Genomic DNA, 15022 nt, shown 5'->3' with positions numbered 1-15022 from the left:
GGCACACATCCGCGCCAGTACCGGCGACGGGACCACTGGCGACGTCGCCGATGGAAAACCGCCCCGGCGGCTCCGAGGAACACCGCGTCCTTTCACACCAGCACCTTTCGCGTGATCGCATCGCTCCACAGCAGTCCCGCACAGGCCAGGCCCACGCCGAGTGGAAGCAACAGGCCTCCCGCCGAGGAGGCGAAGAGGACCCGCAGTGGATCGGCGCCCATGAGCTGCCCCAAGGCCAATCCGAGCAGCGGGAGCGTGGACAGAACCGTGGCCGTGGCGCGAGCACCCGCGAGAGCGGCGGTCGCGCGGGCACGAAAACGGATGCGTCCCCGCAGGTCTGCGCGGGCGGCCGTCAGAAGCTCGGCGAGCGCCAGACCGTGGTCTTCGGCGATCCGCCATGCGTCGGCGATGCGAGCGAGTTCGGCTCCGATGACGGCACCCGAGTCGCGCAGGCCGTCGGCGCCGGAACCACCCAGCTTGCTGCGGGCGGCGCTGACCGCGAAGGCGTGGGCCGCCGCGCCGCGCGATTCCTGAGCGGCGACGTCCGCGGCCGTGCTCGGGTGCGCGCCGACTCGCAGCTCGCCGATGACCGCCTCGAGCGCGTCGAGAAGGTGGGCGCACTCCTCCGCACGGTGACGGTCGCCGCGAGCCCGCCGCCTACGCAGCCCCACGGTGCCCGCCAGCAGCGCGGCGGCGAGGAAGGTCCCGACGCCCAGCAGCGCGGTGGATACCACACCCAGAATCACCGAGACACGAACAACCTTGCTGTAGTTCGGAATTCGCGCGCCATCCAACGAGAACAGTCCGCGAAACCGTCGTCTCGCACCCGCACCGGGCAAGAGCAGAGCCGCGAGCGCCAGGCACAACATCGCCGCTGTCATCGCCGACTCCATCCCATCAGGAGGTCCGCCCGGGCGGCCCCGGCCAGCACTGCCGTCGGGTCCGCGCACCCCTGTTGCGCAAGCCGCTCGCCCACCCACGACATCGGTCTGTTCATCGCCCGACCCGTTCCGCCAGAAGACTTTCCAACGCTCCCGCCCCCGGCACCGCTCCACCGTCGGCCCGCCAAGCCGCGATGATCCGCACCTTCCCGCTCTCCGCACGATCGAGCACACCGACCTCTCGCAGTGCACGCGAACCGTCCGCCCGGCGCTCCACGTGCAGCACCACCTGGACCGCGGCGGCGAGCTGGCTGTGCAATGCGGCGCTGTCCATGCCGCCGAGCGCTGCCAGGGCTTCCAGGCGGGCGGGGACTTCGCGCGGGGAGTTCGCGTGGACGGTGCCCGCGCCGCCGTCGTGGCCGGTGTTCAACGCGGTCAGCAGGTCGACCACTTCGGCTCCGCGTACCTCGCCGACCACGATCCGGTCCGGTCGCATGCGCAGCGCCTGCCGCACCAGGTCCCGGACCGTCACCGCGCCGACGCCCTCGACGTTGGCCGTGCGCGCGACGAGGCGCACCACGTGCGGATGCGGCGGCGCGAGTTCGGCCGCGTCTTCGACGCACACGATCCGTTCCCGGGCATCGACCTTGGCGAGCAGGCCGGACAACAGTGTCGTCTTTCCCGCGCCGGTGCCGCCGACCACCAGAAACGCGAGCCGGGCCCGGATGATCCGCTCCAGCAGCGTTTTCGCCGTCGGCGGCACGGCGCCGGACGCGGCGAGCGCGTCCAACCCCTGTGTGGCGGGCCGCAGCACCCGCAGCGAGAGGCAGGTACCGCCGTGCGCGATCGGCGCGAGTACCGCGTGCAGGCGGACGCCGAACGAATCACCGAGCGCTGCTTCGCTTCCGGTCAACCTGCCGTCCACCCATGGCTGCGCGTCGTCGAGTCTGCGGCCCGCCGCGAGCGCCAATCGCTGGGCCAGCCGGCGTACCGCCGCCTCGTCCTGGAACGTGATCGAGGTCTTCTCCAGCCCGTACCCCCGGTCGATCCAGACCGCGTCGGGCGCTGTCACCAGCACGTCCGCCACCCGCGGGTCGTGCAGCAGGGGTTCCAGCGCTCCCGCGCCCGTCATCTCGGTCTGCAACAGCCGCAACGCCCGCAGCAGGTCGGTGTCGCCGAGTACGCCGCCCGCTTCGGCTCGAATGGCCGCCGCCACGGCCGCCGGTTCCGGCGCGCCTGGCGCGCCCGCCAGCCGTTCTCGCACGCGATCCAGCAGATCGGCCGTGACGAGCGCGCTCACCGTCCGCTCCGCACCGTCGGCGTACCGAGCACGGCCAGCACGGCGTCGGCAGCGTCCTTGAGCGGTCCGCGCCGCGGCGTGGGGAGACCGCCACGTTCCAATCGGCCCGCAAGACCCCCTTGGGCGCGCACGGCCGCGAGCAGGGGCAGATCGAGCACCTCGGCCACCTCTGCCCCGCGCAGACCGCCCGGCGCTGGGCCTCGAACCACCAATCCCTGGTTGGGATTTCGCCGTCCGATGTACGCCGCGACGGACTCCGCGGCCGCCACCGCCCGCAGTGTCGCCTGCACGACCAACACCACCAGATCCGCGCGATCGAGCATCTGCTCCGCGTGCGCGCCGCGCTCGCCGGAAATGTCGCAAATCACGAGATCGCCTGCGGCACGGCCTGCTTCGATCACCGCGCGCGCCGCACCGGCGCCGATGCGGCTCGGCAATCTACCGGCACCGCCGCGGCCGCAGGACAACACGCTGAGCCCCGGCGCCGCCCTCGGCAGTGCGTTGTGCAGTGCCGAGGCCGCGACCCTGCCGTCCTCGACGACCAAGTCCGGCCAGCGGGGACCCATACCTGTCTCTATGCCCAACAGCAGGTCGAGACCGCCGCCGAAGGGAGCCCCGTCGACGAGCACCACGTCGTGCCGGAACCCTTCGGCGGCGGCTCGCAGGGCGGTCGCGGCGGCGAGAACCGAGGCGCCCGCGCCGCCGGATCCGCTCGCGAACGCCACCGCGATGCCGTCGGAAGCGCGCCGCTCGCCGTGCTCAGCAAACTTCTCGACAAGTCCCTCGGCGGACGCGGGCAGGGCGATGACGCGCTCGGCTCCGATCGCCGCCGCGGCCTGCCAATCGGACAGTTCGGGCTCCCCGTCGGTCACCAGAACGACGCCCACTCGCCGGGCGCAACCGGCCGCCGCGCACGAGCGCGCAGCCACTGTGTCGAGGATCACCAGGGGCGTTCCGGACCAGACATGCCTGCCCACCGGCGGCTCACGCTCGTCCAGCTGGCGTTCCGCTGCCGCCGCCACCCGGCGGACCTCGTCGCGTAACCGGACATCCCGGATGAGCACGAGCGCGGGCGATATGCAGGCAGTCTGCGCGGCGTCGGTATCCATGCAGGTCAGCGTGGTGCAATTGGCGACACACCAGAAGACCCGAGATGCCGAATGTGGATAACTCCGCCGCTGTGGACAACCGCCGAGCCAGCGAAGAGGGGAATCCGTCCCCGAAATAGAGGACGGCCCCAGCCGGGGGGGGAGGAGGCTGGGGCCGTCGGGTTCAGCCCCGGGGGGTCGGGCTGAACGCGCCTGGACCATGTCCAGGTGCCAGCAATACTACACCCAATCCCCGGCCGTCACGCAAGTCTGTCTACGAAGAACTTTGCCGTCACCGCGGCTCCGGCGTCTCCCGGGCAAACTCGTGGCCGCCTCCGGAGACCCCACCCGGCCACCGCGATTTGCATCGCGTGCATATTCTGAACGGGTGACGGCCGAGGGCGACCAGACAACCGTTCCTGACCACCAGGCGGGCGCCGCGACGACGGTGAACAGCACCCCGATCGGACGCGGGCGCGTCGCCGCGTTCTTCGATCTGGACAAGACGGTGATCGCCAAATCGAGCACCTTCGTGTTCAGCAAGCCGTTCTTCGCCCAGGGCCTGCTGAACCGCAGAGCGGTGCTGGAAAGCAGCTACGCGCACTTCTTGTTCCTGCTGTCCGGCGCCGACCACGACCAAATGGAGCGTATGCGCGAACATCTGACGAAGATGTGCGCGGGCTGGGACGTCGAACAGGTGAAATCCATTGTCGCCGAGACGCTTCACGAACTGGTCGACCCGCTGATCTACGCCGAGGCCGCCGATCTCATCGCGGACCACAAGATTCGGGGCCACGACGTGGTGATCGTCTCGGCCTCCGGCGAGGAGATGGTCGGGCCCATCGCGGAGGTGCTCGGCGCCTCGCGCACCGCGGCCACCAGGATGGTCGTCGCGGACGGCAAGTACACCGGCGAGGTCGAGTTCTACTGCTACGGCGAGGGCAAGGTCGAGGCCATCGAAAAGCTCGCCGCCACAGAGGGTTACGACCTCTCGCGCTGTTACGCCTACTCCGATTCGGTGACCGATCTGCCGATGCTGAGCGCCGTCGGACATCCGACGGCGGTGAACCCGGATCGCAATCTGCGCCGCGAGGCGGTCACGCGCGGCTGGCCGATCCTCACCTTCTCCAACCCGGTCTCGCTGTGGGCGCGGTTCCAGTCGCCGTCGTCCACCACCCTTGCCGCGACAGCGGCCGTCGGACTCAGCGCGGTACTGGCCGGAGCGATCAGTTACCGCCTGCTGCGCCGCCGCCGCTGATCGCCGACGGCCCGACGCTGATCATTGACTGCGGGGTCCGAACGCCCTCCGCCGCGCTGTTCAACGGGGCAGCGGAAGGCTTGCCGAAGGGGTCTGCCGACCCGATACGAGGGGCGCCCGCGACCAGGCATTTAATCACGAAACGCCGACAGACACGCCAATAATTCATTGCTTTCTCAACCCTTGAGTGAGCCCACTCACAGTGGTAGAAAGGAGGCACGGAAGGACGGAAGGCCAAGGCGGAGCCGGAAGAGAAGGTTCAGTCTCCCATCCCACCCTTCCCAGCACGGACACCAGGCACCCACGCGGAGCACGCCGCGACAAGGGCAGAAGCGTTGTGGGCCTGCGAGATTCGGATTGTCGACGGCGAAGGCCTCGCACAGGTTGCGGGGATGAACCGGCGGAGTCCGAATAGTCGCCGAGGCCGCAGAACACAACCCACCTAGCACGCTTGGTAACCCGGTAGTCCGTGCTAGCGGGCGGTGAGGTCGTCAACGACAACGCCGCCCGCTTTGATGTGCGGGGGGAATTCCGCACCCGCACGAGCGGACGCCTCAGCGCAGCGGCATCGAATCCCGCGCACGCGGCATCGACCAGCGCACGCGGCACCGAAGCCGAGCCGTTACCCCGCCGCCGCGTCCGCGATCGATGTCGCCTCCCTGGCGCCGTCCTCCAGCGCACCGCAGCAGAAGATCACCCATCCGCCGACCGCGTCCGGCCGACCGGTCCCGAATTCCGCGGCGGCGGCGTCGTACGCCTGCTTGCGCCGCAACCAGAACACCTCCGGCACACCCAGGCTGTGCGGGTCGAGCCCCCTTGCCACCGACACCAACCGCGAGGCCGCGCGCGCGACGATCCCGTCGGCCGTGCCGAACGGCCGCAGCGCGAGCAATTCGCCGTGCACCACCGCCGCGACGACGGGCGCGGGCGCTTTCGTGGCCAACACCGTCTGCGCGAGCAGGTCGAGCCGCTCGGCGACGCCCGGATCCGTGCGCGGCCGCCCGAGCAGCTCCTCGTCGGAGACCAGGTCGGCGGCGGCGAGCAGGTGCAGCCGGGCGAGCGCCTGGAGTGGCGCGCGCTGCCAGGTGCCCGTGAGGTTGCGCAGGGCGTCGCCGTCGAGCGCCTGTCCGACGCGCAGCGAGCCGGCCAGGATCGGATCCCCGACCTGCCCGTCCGCGGGCAGCTCGGTGCTGCCGCCGTCGATCGCCGCCGAGGACCGCGCCGCGCGCACCGCCGCCTCGGCCGCGGTGACCGCCCAACCGCGGCGGTTCGACTTGTGCCGGTGCACCGCCGCGAGGGCATCGCGGGCGCGGTCGGCGGCGTCGCGCACGCCGGGCAGGTCGACGAGGGGCTGCAGCGGGTCGGTCACGAAAGACGAGGCTACTTGCGCGCCCGCCTCACCCCGCGAGCAGATCCCGCCCGGGGATCGCGTCGAGCAGCCTGCGCGTGTAGTCCTCGCGCGGATGGTCGAAGACCTCCTCGGCGGCCGCCGCCTCGACGACTCGGCCCTGCTGCATGACCAGCACGTCGTCGGCGATCTGGCGCACCACGGCCAAGTCGTGCGAGATGAACAGGTACGACAGGCCCAGCTCGGCCTGCAGGTCGTTGAGCAGACTCAGGATCTGCGCCTGCACGAGCACGTCCAGCGCCGACACGGCCTCGTCGCAGATCACCACTTCGGGCGACAACGCGAGCGCCCGCGCGATCGCGACCCGCTGACGCTGACCGCCGGACAGCTCGTTCGGATAGCGCCGCTGCACCGAGGCAGGCAGCGACACCTTGTCCAGCAGGTCCCGCACCGTCGCGGCGCGCTCTTTCGAGGTACCGATCTTGTGCGTGCGCAGCGGCTCCTCGATCGTGCGGTAGATCGAGTACATCGGGTCGAGCGAGCCGTACGGGTCCTGGAAGATCGCCTGCACCCGTCGGCGAAAGGCGAAGGCGCTCTTGCGATCCAGCTTCGCGACGTCGCGTCCGTCGAAGGTCACCGTGCCGGAGGTGGGCGCGAGCAGGCCGAGCACCATCTGCGCGACGGTCGACTTGCCCGAACCGGATTCGCCGACGATGGCCGTGGTGGTCCCGCGGCGCAGCCGGAAGGACACGTCGTCGACGGCGCGGAACTCCGAAGACTTCCACGGCGCCCTACCGCGGATCGGGAACACCTTCGTGAGGCGCTCGGCGACAACGACATCGGCCGTCGCGGCCGCGGCGCCCTGTTCGGCCACCTGCACCGCCTGCTCGCGGATCTCGATCCGCTCGCGCACCGCCGAGAGCCGCTGCGAGGCGAGCGAGGGCGCGGAGTTCACCAGCTTCTTGGTGTAGGCGTGCTGGGGTTCGCGCAGGATACGCAGGGCGGGACCGGATTCCACCACCCGACCGCGATACATCACCACCAGGTGCTCGGCCCGCTCGGCGGCCAGCCCGAGATCGTGCGTGATGAGCAGGACGGCGGTGCCCAATTCGCTGGTCAGCGAATCGAGATGGTCGAGAATCTGGTGCTGCACGGTGACGTCCAGCGCGGAAGTCGGCTCGTCGGCGATCAACAGCTTCGGACGGCACGACAATCCGATCGCGATCAGTGCCCGCTGCCGCATCCCGCCGGAGAACTCGTGCGGGTACTGGTTCACCCGGCGCGCGGCATCCGGCATACCGGCTTCTTCGAGCAGTTCGACGGCCCGCTTCCCCGCCGCGGAGCCTTTGGCGATTCCGTTGGCCGCCAACGTCTCCCGCACCTGGAAGCCGACCTTCCACACCGGATTCAGATTGGACATCGGGTCCTGCGGCACCAGCCCGATACCGCGACCGCGCACCGCGACGATTTCCTTCTTCGACGCCTTGGTGAGCTCCTTGCCGTCGAAGACGATCGACCCCGAGGTGACCCGGCCGGTACCGGGCAGCAGGTCGATGACGGCGTGCGCCGTGGTGGTCTTCCCGGAACCCGACTCCCCGACGATCGCCACGGTCTGGCCCGGGTATACGGCGAGGCCGACGTCCTGCACGGCGGGCACCAGCCTGCCCTCGGCACTGAAAGAGACGTTCAAATCGCGGATTTCGAGCAGTGGACGGTCCGGCATCGCGGCGCTCACCTCTTCCTTGCCTTCGGATCGAGCGCGTCGCGCACCGCGTCGCCGAGCATGATGAAGCTCAGCACCGTGATGGCCAGCGCGGCGGCCGGATAGAACAGGATCGCCGAGGTGCGCAGATCGTTCTTGGCCCTGGCGATGTCGCCGCCCCAGGACACGATGTCGGGCGGCAGACCGACACCGAGATACGACAGCGTCGCCTCGGCGACGATGAAGACCCCCAGCCAGATGGTGGAGACCACGATGAGCGGCCCCGCCGCGTTGGGCAGCACGTGCCGCACCAGCGTCCCCGTCCGCGAGACACCCAACGCCTTTGCCGCCGTGACATATTCGCTGTTCTTCGCCTCGATGACCGCGCCGCGGGCGATGCGGGCCGCCTGCGGCCAGGTGAACGACGCGAGCACCAGAACGACGTTCCACATGGTGGCGGGCCGCAGCATCTGCAGCAGGACGATCGCGGCGAGCACCATCGGGATGGCGTAGAAGATCTCGGCGATGCGCGAGACGATCTCGTCGAGCACTCCGCCGAAGAACCCGGCCAGCGCGCCGAGCGTGCCGCCGATCAGCACGAACAACGCGGCCGCCCCGAGCCCGACCAGCACCGAGGCGCGCGCGCCGTAGAGGGTGCGGGTGTAGACGTCGCAGCCCTGCCGGTCGAAACCGAACGGATGCCCGGGGCGCGGGGGCGCCATGATGTCGTCGCCGAGACACCGGCGCGGGTCCTGATCGGTGAACAACCCCGGCCACAGCACGACCACCGTCACCGCCACGATCAACAGGACCGCGACGACGAAGATCGGGTTGCGCCGCAGCTGCCGCCAGGCGTCGCCCCAGATGCTCGTCGGCTCGCCCGAGGCGTCGACGCGGTCGGTGGCCAGCACCTCGACCTCGTCCGGCGGCGCGACGTAGTACTCCTGACCGGGCCGGCCCCCGTCTTTCTCCAGCTCAGGCATAGCGGATCCTCGGGTCGAGTGCGGCGTAGAGCAGATCCACGACGAGGTTGGCGATCAGGAAGATCACCACCAGCACGGTCACGAACGAGACGACCGTCGGCGGCTCCACCCGCTGTATCGCCTGGTACAGCGTGCCGCCGACGCCGGGGATGTTGAAGATGCCCTCGGTGACGATGGCCCCGCCGATCAGCGCGCCGAGGTCGGCGCCGAGGAATGTGACCACCGGGATCATGGAATTGCGCAGAATGTGCACGGTCACCACGCGCCGCCTGCTCAATCCTTTGGCGGTCGCGGTGCGCACGTAGTCGGCGGACATGTTCTCCGCCACCGAGTTCCGCGTCAGCCGCAGCACATAGGCGAACGAGAGCGAACCGAGCACGATCGCGGGCAGCAGCAGCTCCGCGAAACTCGCCTTTCCGCTGACGGTCGTCGGCGCGATGCCCCACTTCACCCCGAACAGGAACTGCGCGAGGTAACCGACGACGAACACCGGCACCGCGATGATGACCAGGCTGGCCACCAACATCGTCGAATCGAACAGCTTGCCCTTGCGCAACCCCGCGATCAGGCCGAACACGATGCCGAAAACGCCTTCGATGAAGACCGCCATGAAGGCCAGCTTGATCGTGATCGGAAAGGCGCGCGCCAGCTCGTCGCGGACCGGACGGCCCGAGTAGGCAGTGCCGAAGTCGAAGGTCAGAATGCCTTTGAGATAGAGCAGGTACTGCATGAAGAACGGCTCGTCGAGGTGATATCTGGCCCGCAGCTGGGCCTCGACGGCCGGGGTGAGCGGCTTCTCACCGGCCAGCGCCTTGATCGGGTCGCCGGGGATGAGGAAGACCATCGCGTAGATGAGCAGCGTCGCGCCGAGGAACACCGGGATCATCTGGAGCAGTCGGCGCAGGATGTACCAAGCCATATTTCCTCCGGAAAGTGCCGAGCCGGGCCGACTTTCGTCGTCGGCCCGGCTCCAACGCGGCTACTTCTCGATGTTCTCGAAGTCGAACAAGCCGTTCCAGGCGAGTCGCGCGTTGCTGACGCGATCCGAATGTCCCGCCGCCGCCACGTAATTCAGTACCGGAATGTCGGCCATGTCGCGGATCAGCAGCGCCTGCGCCTGGGCGACGAGCCGGTAGGACTCCTCCTGCGTCGGCGCGGCCAGCGCGGCGTCGAGCAGGCGGTCGAATTCGGGATTGTTGTAGTTGACGTTGTTGGTCTCGGAGTAGCTGTAGTACTGCGGGGTGAGGAACTGCAGCATCGTCGGATAGTCGCCCTGCCAGCCGTACCGGAACGACTTGCCGATGGTCTCGGCGTTCACCTCGTCGCGGATGTTCTTGAAGGTCGGGTAGGGCACCGCGATCGTGTCGATGCCGAGGGTGTTCTTGACGCTGTTGGCCACCGCCTCCACCCAGGCCTGATGGCCGCCGTCGGAGTTGTAGGCGATCTCGTAGCGGCCCGACCACGGCGCGATGGCGTCGGCCTGCGCCCACAGCCGCTTGGCCTCCTCCGGGTTGTACTTCAGCACCTCGGAACCGGGCAGGTTGCCGTCGAAGCCGGGCAGCGTGCTCGCGGTGAAGTCGCGGGCCGGGATGCGGGTGCCGTGGAAGATCTTCTCGCAGATCTGTTCCCGATTGATCGCCATCGAGATCGCGCGCCGGCGCAGCAGGCCCTCCTCGCCCGCGAAATGCGGGACGTTGGACTGCACGCCGATGTGCTGGTTCTGCGCGACCGGCTTGGCGATCGCGCGATCACCCAGCTCCTGCTTGTACACCGAGAGCGCGCTGGACGGAATGGTGTCGAGCGCGTCGAGGTTGCCGGATTGCAGGTCGGCGTAGGCGGTGTCGAAGGACTGGTACATCACGAACCGCAGGCCCTTGTTCTTGGCCGGACGACCGCCCTGGTAGTCCGGGTTGGGCACCAGATCGATCTTGACGTTGTGTTCCCACGCGCCCGCGTCGGCGAACTTGTACGGGCCGTTGCCGATCGGGTTCTGCCCGAACGCCTGCATATCCTCGAACGCCGCCTCGGGCAGCGGATAGAACGGCGCGTAGCCGAGCTCGCTCTCGAAATCGATGGAGGGAGCCTTCAACTCGACGGTGAAGGTGCGGTCGTCTACCACCTTCAGACCCGACATCGTCTGCGCGGTGGGCTTTTCCGCGGACACCTCGTCGAAACCGACGATCGGCGAGAAGACGTAGCTCTGCAGCTGCGCGTTGGTGCCGAGTGCGCCGTAGTTCCACGCGCCGACGAAGGACTTGGCCGTCACCGGCGTGCCGTCGGTGAACTTCCAGTCCGGCTCGATGGTGATTCGATAGCTCTTGCGATCGGTGGTCTCGATCGATTCGGCCATTTCGTCGTGCGCCTTGCCGTCGGCGTCGTAATACTTCAGCCCGGCGAACAGCCGATCGACCACCCGACCGCCCATGTTCTCGTTGGTGTTGGTCGGCACCAGCGGATTCTGCGGTTCGGCGCCGTTGACGGTGACGATGTCGGCATCGGCTCCGTCATCGGTGGAACATGCGGACAGTCCTAGGCTTGTGGCCAGCAAGACCGCCGCGGCGAGCGCGGTAACTCTGTGGAATCGCAACGCGTACTCCCGATTTCGAGAAGGTCGAAGGCGGCTGTGCGGCGCCCCGTGATCCTCTCCAGCGCGTACCCGCACGTCCCGCCTCGGAATGTCAGCGACGTTAGCCATCGGCGGGTGACCTTGTCATCGGATCGCCCTATGTTCGTTTCACTTGTTACCAACGCGGCAACATCGGCGAAACACCGAAACTATGTCACCGAATGCGCGCGGCCCGGCGCGTACTCCTCGGCGCGGCGTAGGTCACAGTTGGCTAGTGTCGAGGTGGGCAGAGCCGACGCGAAAGAAGAGACGTGATGACCGAAACCACCGCCGACCACCGGGACTCGTATCCGCCCAGCGCGGAATTCGCCGCCGCGGCGAACGCCGACGCCTCGCTGTACCGGGCGGCCGCCGACGATCGCGACGCGTTCTGGGCCGAGCAGGCCGAGCGACTGCACTGGCATCGCAAGTGGAACCGGGTGCTGGACTGGAGCGACGCTCCCGTGGCCAAGTGGTTCGACGGGGGCGAGCTCAACGTCGCCTACAACTGCGTGGACCGTCACGTCCTCGATGGTCACGGCGACCAGGTCGCCATCCACTGGGAAGGCGAACCGGGCGACTCCCGCGACATCACCTACCGGCAGCTGCTCGACGAGGTGTCCCAGGCCGCCAACTACCTGACCGAGCTCGGGCTCGAGGCGGGCGACCGGGTCGCCATCTACATGCCCATGGTCCCCGAGGCCATCGTGTCCATCCTGGCCTGCGCCCGCCTCGGGCTCACCCACTCGGTGGTGTTCGCGGGCTTCTCCCCCACCGCCCTGCGCCAGCGCGTCGACGACGCGCGCGCCCGGCTCGTCATCACCACCGACGGGCAGTGGCGCCGCGGCAAGTCGGCGCCGCTCAAGGAAGCCGTGGACGAAGCGCTCCACGCGCATGGGGATGTGCCGCCCCGCCCGGACGGTCAGGGCCAGGAGGAGGGAGTTCCCACGGAGGGCGCCCGCTCGGGCGAAAATGGACACAGCGTCGAGCACGTGCTGGTGGTGCGCCGGACGGGCGTCGAGGTGCCCTGGACCGAGGGGCGCGACCTGTGGTGGCACGAGACCGTCGAGGCCGCTTCTCCTGAGCACGAAGCCCAGCCCTTCGACGCCGAGCACCCGCTGTTCATCCTCTACACCTCCGGCACCACCGGAAAACCCAAAGGCATCCTGCACACCTCCGGCGGCTACCTCACCCAAACCTCCTACACCCACCACTACGTCTTCGACCACAAACCAGGACAAGACGTCTACTGGTGCACCGCCGACATCGGCTGGGTCACCGGCCACAGCTACATCGTCTACGGACCCCTGTCCAACCGCGCCACCCAGGTCGTCTACGAAGGCACCCCCAACTTCCCCGACGAACACCGCCACTGGCAGATCGTCGAAAAGTACGGCGTCACCATCTATTACACCGCCCCCACGCTCGTGCGCACCTTCATGAAGTGGGGCCGCGAGATCCCCGCCGCGCACGACCTGTCCAGCATCCGGCTGCTCGGCTCGGTCGGCGAGCCGATCAACCCGGAGGCATGGCGCTGGTACCGCGAGGTCGTCGGCGCGAACGCCACACCCATCGTGGACACCTGGTGGCAGACCGAGACCGGCGCGATCATGATCTCCCCGCTGCCCGGCGTCACCGCCGCCAAACCCGGCGCCGCGATGACCCCGCTGCCCGGCATCTCCGCCCAAGTCGTGGACGAAGAGGGCAAGCCGGTGCAGCGCGGCGAGACCGAGGCCAACGGCTACCTGGTGCTCGATCAGCCGTGGCCGTCGATGCTGCGCGGCATCTGGGGCGACATGGAGCGCTACCGGGCCACCTACTGGGAGCGCTACGCCGAACAGGGCTGGTACTTCGCCGGTGACGGCGCCAAACTCGACGCCGACGGCGACCTGTGGGTGCTCGGCCGGGTCGACGACGTCATGAACGTCTCCGGCCACCGCATCTCCACCGCCGAAGTCGAATCCGCCCTCGTCGGACACTCCGGCGTCGCCGAAGCCGCCGTCGTCGGCGCCACCGACACCACCACCGGCCAAGGCATCGTCGCCTTCGTCATCCTCACCGCCGAAGCCAAAGACACCGGCCAAGCACTCGTCGACGAACTCAAAGCCGAAGTCGCCCGCGAGATCAGCCCCATCGCCAAACCACGCGAAATCCACGTCGTGCCCGAACTCCCCAAAACCCGCAGCGGCAAGATCATGCGCCGCCTGCTGCGCGACGTCGCCGAAGGCCGCGAACTCGGCGACACCTCCACCCTCGTCGACCCCAACGTCTTCGAGGCGATCCGCGCCAGCCGCGCCTGAGCTTCCTCGCAGACGGTTCGCGCGCTTCGCAGCGGGTGTATCCCCTGCGAAGCGTGGGCGGCTCTGCGAAGTGCACACCGGGAGGGCGCAGGATACGGCCGGTGGCTGATCTTGTCACCGGGCGTACCCGTTAGAATTGCGTCAGGTGTGCCGGGAAGTCTGGTCGGCGTGCGGGCAGGTGGTGTGAGCCGGAACAGCTCGATCGCGGGTCCGTGGTTTTACACGCCCGGACGAAAGGTTTTCCGTGATCAACCAGGTGCGCTCCGAGCTGGCTCGCTATCTGCGAACCGAAACCGTCGGTGGCGCCCTGCTTCTCGTCGCGGCGGCGATCGCGTTGCTCTGGGTGAACTCCCCGTGGGGCGACAGCTACGTCACGATGACCCAGACGGTGCTGCCGATCGAGCGGCTGCACCTGGAACTCACGCTTGCCGATTGGGCCAAGGACGGTCTGCTCGCCGTATTCTTCTTCGTCGCGGGGCTCGAGCTCAAACGCGAGCTCGTGGTCGGTGAACTGGCCGATCGCAAACGCGCCGCGTTACCCATCATCGCCGCGGTCGGCGGCGTGGTCACGCCCGCGCTGATCGCGGCGATCGTCGGATCCGGGGTCGAAGGCATGGACCGCGGCTGGGCCATCCCGGTCGCCACCGACATCGCCTTCGCGCTGGCCGTGCTCGCCATGACCGGTTCGCGCATTCCGGCGGGCGCGCGGGTGTTCCTGCTCAGTCTGGCCGTGGTGGACGATCTGCTGGCCATCATTCTGATCGCGGTGCTGTTCACCACCGCGCTCTCGCTGCTGTGGCTGCTCGCCGCCGCGGCCTGCTTCGCGGCGTGGGCGCTTGCCCAGCACCGGCGGATCACCTCGCCGGTGGTGTACGTGCCGCTGGCGCTGGTCTCCTGGTACGCGCTGCACGAGGCGGGCATCCATCCGACGCTGGCGGGTGTCGCGCTCGGCCTGCTGACCAGGGTGCGCACGGACCCCGACGAAGACGAGGCGCCCGCGACCAGGTGGGAGCATCGGTTCCAGCCGATCTCGGCCGGTCTGTGCGTGCCGCTGTTCGCGTTGTTCGCTTCCGGAGTCCCGTTGAACGGCAAGGTCTTCGGCGAGCTGTTCACCGACCGGCTCGCGCTGGCCATCATTCTCGGGCTGCTGCTCGGCAAGACCATCGGCATCTTCGGGATCAGCTGGGTGGCAATCCGGTTCGGCATCGCGAAGAAGCCGGCCAATCTCGAATACCGTGACATGTTCGCCCTGTCGGTCCTCGGCGCGATCGGCTTCACGGTTAGCCTTCTCGTGGCGGAACTCGCGCTGTCCGACGTCGGCGACGGCTCGGCCGTCGAACTGGCGAAGGCCGCGGTGCTGGTGACCTCCATGGCGGCATCGCTCGCCGGTTCGGCGCTACTGTTGCGGCGTGGGCGTGTCCACCAGGCGCGGCGCGCGGCTCGTGCGCTAGAACCGGAAGAGTGAACGCGAGCGCGAGCACGCCGCAGCAGGAACACCACGCGAGCGACGGGCCGACAGGCGGTAGCCTGCGTGACGGAGCTGAAAGCAGTGCCGGG

At 68.8% G+C, this 15022-nt stretch carries 11 protein-coding genes; 3 read left to right on the top strand and 8 right to left on the bottom strand.

All coding sequences use genetic code 11. The features are described from left to right. Positions 1-92: 92 nt before the first annotated feature. The 3 genes from T333_RS04780 to ssd all read right to left on the bottom strand — a co-directional run bounded on the left by T333_RS04780 (position 93) and on the right by ssd (position 3290). Entirely contained in the window at positions 93-881 is a 789-nt protein-coding gene (locus T333_RS04780; RefSeq protein WP_496423761.1) for a type II secretion system F family protein, read from the bottom strand. A 112-nt stretch (positions 882-993) separates the two neighbouring features. Further along, complete coding sequence (locus T333_RS04775) at positions 994-2181, bottom strand: TadA family conjugal transfer-associated ATPase (protein ID WP_496423760.1); 1188 nt, start codon at positions 2179-2181, stop codon at positions 994-996. Further along, positions 2178-3290 carry a septum site-determining protein Ssd gene (gene ssd, locus T333_RS04770; RefSeq protein WP_496423759.1) on the bottom strand — a complete coding sequence of 371 codons (1113 nt, stop codon included), beginning with the start codon at positions 3288-3290 and terminating at the stop codon, positions 2178-2180. Before ssd ends, T333_RS04775 begins: the two co-directional genes overlap by 4 nt. Before the next feature lie 427 nt (positions 3291-3717). On the opposite strand from ssd, the gene T333_RS04765 reads away from it, so the two are divergent. Beyond that, positions 3718-4527 (top strand): HAD family hydrolase, encoded by an 810-nt coding sequence (locus T333_RS04765; protein WP_357256596.1) that lies wholly within the window; start codon positions 3718-3720, stop codon positions 4525-4527. 622 nt (positions 4528-5149) lie between these two features. Here T333_RS04765 and T333_RS04760 read toward each other — a convergent pair. The 5 genes from T333_RS04760 to T333_RS04740 are packed head-to-tail and all read right to left on the bottom strand — an operon-like array spanning position 5150 to position 11147. Then, positions 5150-5896, bottom strand: a complete 747-nt coding sequence (locus T333_RS04760; RefSeq protein ID WP_355000513.1) for a Fic family protein — start codon at positions 5894-5896, stop codon at positions 5150-5152. Positions 5897-5924: 28 nt separating this feature from the next. After that, the gene (locus T333_RS04755; protein ID WP_496423758.1) at positions 5925-7598 is read right to left on the bottom strand and encodes a dipeptide ABC transporter ATP-binding protein; all 1674 of its coding nucleotides are present in this window, start codon (positions 7596-7598) and stop codon (positions 5925-5927) included. 8 nt (positions 7599-7606) lie between these two features. Further along, the gene (locus T333_RS04750; protein WP_355000515.1) at positions 7607-8560 is read right to left on the bottom strand and encodes an ABC transporter permease; all 954 of its coding nucleotides are present in this window, start codon (positions 8558-8560) and stop codon (positions 7607-7609) included. Beyond that, positions 8553-9479 carry an ABC transporter permease gene (locus T333_RS04745; protein WP_355000516.1) on the bottom strand — a complete coding sequence of 309 codons (927 nt, stop codon included), beginning with the start codon at positions 9477-9479 and terminating at the stop codon, positions 8553-8555. Before T333_RS04745 ends, T333_RS04750 begins: the two co-directional genes overlap by 8 nt. A 60-nt stretch (positions 9480-9539) precedes the next feature. Beyond that, positions 9540-11147: a peptide ABC transporter substrate-binding protein gene (locus T333_RS04740; RefSeq protein ID WP_496423757.1), complete on the bottom strand. Its 1608-nt coding sequence runs from the start codon at positions 11145-11147 to the stop codon at positions 9540-9542. A gap of 293 nt (positions 11148-11440) precedes the next feature. On the opposite strand from T333_RS04740, the gene T333_RS04735 reads away from it, so the two are divergent. Beyond that, the gene (locus T333_RS04735; RefSeq protein WP_496423756.1) at positions 11441-13465 is read left to right on the top strand and encodes an acetate--CoA ligase; all 2025 of its coding nucleotides are present in this window, start codon (positions 11441-11443) and stop codon (positions 13463-13465) included. A gap of 244 nt (positions 13466-13709) precedes the next feature. Further along, a complete protein-coding gene (gene nhaA, locus T333_RS04730) occupies positions 13710-14930 on the top strand; it encodes a Na+/H+ antiporter NhaA (protein WP_496423755.1) in 1221 nt (406 codons plus the stop codon). The last annotated feature ends 92 nt before the right edge of the window (positions 14931-15022 follow it).

Source organism: Nocardia sp. CNS-044 (assembly GCF_059570515.1).
This window is presented reverse-complemented; position numbering and strand designations above follow the sequence as displayed.